This is a genomic window from Staphylococcus arlettae, from assembly GCF_002902345.1.
In the GTDB taxonomy this organism is placed as follows: domain Bacteria; phylum Bacillota; class Bacilli; order Staphylococcales; family Staphylococcaceae; genus Staphylococcus; species Staphylococcus arlettae.
This window is the reverse complement of the sequence record NZ_PPQB01000018.1, coordinates 1-4,500: the sequence shown is the minus strand read 5'-3', so window position 1 is coordinate 4,500 and position 4,500 is coordinate 1. Positions and strand designations below refer to the sequence as shown.

Genomic DNA, 4,500 nt, shown 5'->3' with positions numbered 1-4,500 from the left:
CCGCGGGCACTGCCTTAGCCTGTAGTCTTCGGCAAGTGCTATTCCCGCAGGAGTTGGCACAAAAGACTGCTAATATTATAGATAAACGCTTAGGAGACCTAAAATTTAAGGGCAATTTAATGCTAATACAAAAAGAGACTGGGACGAATCAATTTTGTCCCAGTCTCTTAAAATGTTTATATGAAATTATTTACGATATTTTAATTTAGCAAAAGCATCATGTTGGTGGATTGATTCTTCGTTACGACATTCAATATCAAAACCGTCTATCCAGTCTAATTCTACTAAATCTGCAGCGATTAAACGAATTAAATCTTCGACAAAACGAGGGTTTTCGTAGGCACGTTCAGTGACACTTTTTTCGTCAGGTCTTTTTAAAATTGGATAAAGGATAGAACTTGCATTTGCTTCCATAGCATCTAAGATTTTTTCTTTATAATCATCGATAAGTTCTTTATCTTTATTCATATATGCTTTGACCGTAACAATACCACGTTGATTATGTGCCGAATATTCACTAATCTCTTTTGAACAAGGGCACAGTGTAGTAACTGCCGCTTCGACAGTTAATTCTTTTCTGGTAACGGAGTGTTTATCGATAGCTAAACCATAAGTAACATCTGCATGTCCGACTGCTTTAATGTTAGTTACTGGGCTAATGCGATCGAAGAACCATTTACCAGACACATCGACACCGGCATCATTTTGATTCATACTTTTTTGTAAGCTTTGTAATACTTGATATAAAGCAGTGAAATCTAACTCAATCCCATTATTGTAATGTTTTTCCACACTTTCTAAAATTCTACTCATGTTAATGCCTTTTTCATCTAGTTTTAAACTCGTTGAAAAACTAAATGTACCAGCAGTTTGGAAACGATCAATGAGTACAGGATAGACCAAGTTTTTAATGCCAACTTCTTCTATTTCAAACAAGAAATTTTTATGCGTACTTTGTAGGTCTTTCATTTTTTCTTTAATTGTTGGTTTGGTACCTTCGATAGGGTCGACAGAACCGAAGTGTTTCCATCTGCCTTCTCTTGTAGATAAATCAAATTCAGTCATGCTATTGCCTCCACTTAAGATTCAAAGTTATAAGTCCAATAAGGTTCAACTTCTAAGAAGCCTTTTGCTTCACCAGATAGTTCCGGTGTGGCCAATTGTTGTAAGAAAGGACCTGTTTGTGATGCGTGTGCTTCAAATGCGCGTAGTTTTACCTCTTTATAATCACTGATCTCATTTAAGATATCAGGCTCACCTAATTTTTCGGGAGCATCATTGCTAAATGCTACTAATTGTAATCTTGGTCTTTCATTTTTAGGCATACGACCGACAGTACGTACGACTGCTTCTGCAGTGGCTTCATGGTCAGGGTGCACTGCAAATTGTGGATAAAATGAAATAATCACTGACGGTTTTAATTCATCTATCAATGATTTTATCATAGCGTCCATTTCATCATTTGGTTCGAATTCGACAGTTTTATCACGCAATCCCATTTTACGTAAATCTGTGATGCCTATTGCTTCCATTGCTGCTTCTAGCTCTTTTTCGCGAATATCTGGTAACGACTCTCTAGTTGCGAACGGTGGATTCCCGAGGTTACGACCCATCTGACCTAAAGTTAGGCATGCATAAGTGACGGGAACGCCGTTATTAATATAGCGTGCAAGTGTTCCGGCTGATGAGAATGTTTCATCGTCTGGATGTGGAAAGACAACCAGTACGTGATTTTCTTCTGACATATGTGGTGTCCTCCTTTAAATATTAAATGGTTGTGTGCTGATTTCTAATGTAGCTGCAAGTTGACCTTCATAATTAAAACCTGCAATTAGAAATTCTCCATTATCATTGATTTCGTAATGTGTTAATCCTTGTACATAAACCCATCCATTATTTGTAAGTTTTAAACCAACGCGAAATGGGTCTTTGTCGCCACCTTTTAATTGTGCATGTTCAAAGGTAATATTGATATTTCTTAAAAATGTCCCTGCATTAAAAACACGTTGATCAAAATGGTTGGCATACGCGCCATTTGTAGTCTCAACATGGATATAAACAGGCTTATTTGCATATGATGTTAGTATGGATTGTACTTTTTCTCGTTCGATAAGTTCCAACAACTTCACTCCCTGTTTGATGTTTAGTAATTTAAGTGATTAAACATAACATTCACTAATATCATGAATGCTAATACTAAAAATCGGAATAAGAATATATTTTAAATAGGAAAAAACATCCTATACCAGTTTATTAAAATAACTACATTTAATTACTATTATTTTTCTATTCTACTAAAAACTGCGGTAGAAATGTATAACTATGCTCAATTAATTTTATAAATTGAATATTAATGATACAGGATTTTAGGTTAAATAACTAGCCCCATGATAAACTAAGAGTTGATAATGTTATTTGCTGTTAATGATGCCAACAGTATACATTTAAATAAAAGTATCGAAAAGTTTATAGAGGGGGAAGTTTTGTGAAAATAACTAATTTAGGTTCGCAGTCTTATGCATCTTTTTATGTAGCGTGTGAATTATATAAGCAGATGAACGGTGATAAGCATAGTAAGTTAGGCCTAGCTACTGGCGGGACGATGGTTGACGTGTATCGATTTTTAGTAGAGTTATTGCATAAAAATCAACTTGATGTGAGTGATGTTATAACGTTCAATTTAGATGAATATGTCGGTTTAACTTCAAACCATCCACAAAGTTATCATTATTATATGAATGATATATTATTTAATCAATATCCTTACTTTACTACAACACAAACTTATATTCCAAGAGGCGATGCTGATGATTTAGATCAAGAAGCTAAGCGCTACGAACAACTTATAGATGAGTTAGGGCCGGTTGATATTCAAATATTAGGCATTGGAGAAAATGGTCATATTGGCTTTAATGAACCAGGCACTGATCTTAATAGCCCAACACACATTGTAGATTTAACAGAAAGTACCATTCAGGCAAATAGTCGCTATTTTGAACATGAAGCTGAAGTACCAAAACAAGCAGTGTCGATGGGATTAGCATCAATTTTAAAGGCGAAGCGGATTATTTTATTAGCATTTGGAGAGAAAAAACGAGCAGCTATAACAAAATTAGCACAAAAAGAAGTAAATAAAGATGTGCCAGCAACTATATTACATGCACATCCCAATGTGGAAATATATGTAGACGATGCAGCAGCACCTTTTTAATTAACATATCGTTTTAATCATGTTTTCTCAGGGTAGAGATGTAATGTACGAAATATAAGCAATTTTTATGCATATTGAAGTGTATTTTAGTAGCATTAAGATATGATGAAATATTGAAAGGATGAGATTATTGGAATTACAATTAGCAATTGATTTATTAAACAAAGAAGAAGCAGCAGAGTTAGCTAATAAAGTAAAAGACTATGTTGATATTGTAGAAATTGGTACACCAATAGTAATCAATGAAGGTTTACCATCTGTACAGCATTTAAATGATAATGTTGATGGTGTAAAAGTATTAGCAGATTTAAAAATTATGGATGCTGCCGATTACGAAGTAAGCCAAGCAGTTAAATTTGGCGCAGATGTTGTAACCATCCTTGGTGTTGCAGAAGATGCATCAATTAAAGCAGCAGTTGATGAAGCACATAAACATGGCAAACAATTATTAGTAGATATGATTGCAGTACAAGATTTAGAAAAACGTGCGAAAGATTTAGATGATTTAGGCGCAGATTATATCGCTGTTCATACTGGTTATGACTTACAAGCTGAAGGTCAATCTCCTTTAGAAAGTTTACGTAAAGTTAAATCTGTAATTAGTAATTCTAAAGTAGCAGTCGCAGGTGGTATTAAACCAGATACAATTAAAGATATTGTTTCAGAAAATCCTGATTTAATTATTGTTGGTGGCGGCATTGCAAATGCTGATGACCCTGTAGAAGCTGCTAAACAATGTAGAGCTGCGATTGAAGGAAAATAATGATGACAGAAATCACAAATTATCGTTTAATACTAGATGAAATAGACAACACATTATCACATGTGAAAGACAGTGAAGCCGAAACGTTTTTAAAGCAAATTATTAAAGCAGAGCAAGTTTTTGTATCTGGAAAAGGACGTTCGGGTTTTGTAGCAAATAGTTTTGCGATGAGATTGAATCAGCTTGGGAAGGGGGCACATGTAGTTGGTGAGTCCACTACACCTTCCATTACCGAAAAAGATTTGCTTGTTATCCTTTCTGGCTCAGGTTCGACAGAGCATTTAAGATTATTAGCAGATAAAGCTAAAGCTGTAGGTGCAGAAGTTGTATTATTGTCAACAAATCCAACGTCAAAGATTGGTGAACTTGCAAATGCAGTGATTGAATTACCGGCGGGAACGAAATATGATGCTGAAGGTTCAGCACAACCTCTAGGTAGCTTATTTGAACAAGCATCACAAGTGTTTTTAGATAGTATTGTTTTAGATTTAATGACTGAGATAAACGTTGATGAAGAAACAATGCA

General features: G+C 34.9%; 6 protein-coding genes. 3 read left to right on the top strand and 3 right to left on the bottom strand.

The window, feature by feature from the left end; all coding sequences use genetic code 11:
* Window positions 1-186: 186 nt before the first annotated feature.
* From folE2 to CD036_RS08230, 3 genes are read right to left on the bottom strand one after another with little or no spacing between them, the layout of a single operon-like run.
* Window positions 187-1,065: a GTP cyclohydrolase FolE2 gene (gene folE2, locus CD036_RS08240; RefSeq protein ID WP_002509529.1), complete on the bottom strand. Its 879-nt coding sequence runs from the start codon at window positions 1,063-1,065 to the stop codon at window positions 187-189.
* Window positions 1,066-1,079: 14 nt separating this feature from the next.
* The gene (gene bshB2, locus CD036_RS08235; RefSeq protein WP_103388410.1) at window positions 1,080-1,745 is read right to left on the bottom strand and encodes a bacillithiol biosynthesis deacetylase BshB2; all 666 of its coding nucleotides are present in this window, start codon (window positions 1,743-1,745) and stop codon (window positions 1,080-1,082) included.
* 15 nt (window positions 1,746-1,760) lie between these two features.
* Window positions 1,761-2,120, bottom strand: a complete 360-nt coding sequence (locus CD036_RS08230) for a YojF family protein (protein ID WP_002509531.1) — start codon at window positions 2,118-2,120, stop codon at window positions 1,761-1,763.
* Between the two features lie 365 nt (window positions 2,121-2,485).
* Between CD036_RS08230 and nagB the strand changes: the two genes are divergently transcribed.
* From nagB to hxlB, 3 genes are all read left to right on the top strand, one after another.
* Entirely contained in the window at window positions 2,486-3,211 is a 726-nt protein-coding gene (gene nagB / locus CD036_RS08225; protein ID WP_103388409.1) for a glucosamine-6-phosphate deaminase, read from the top strand.
* Window positions 3,212-3,341: 130 nt separating this feature from the next.
* A complete protein-coding gene (gene hxlA / locus CD036_RS08220; RefSeq protein WP_103388408.1) occupies window positions 3,342-3,974 on the top strand; it encodes a 3-hexulose-6-phosphate synthase in 633 nt (210 codons plus the stop codon).
* Between the two features lie 2 nt (window positions 3,975-3,976).
* On the top strand, window positions 3,977-4,500 hold a 524-nt coding region (hxlB, locus tag CD036_RS08215; RefSeq protein WP_103388407.1), incomplete at its 3' end, for a 6-phospho-3-hexuloisomerase.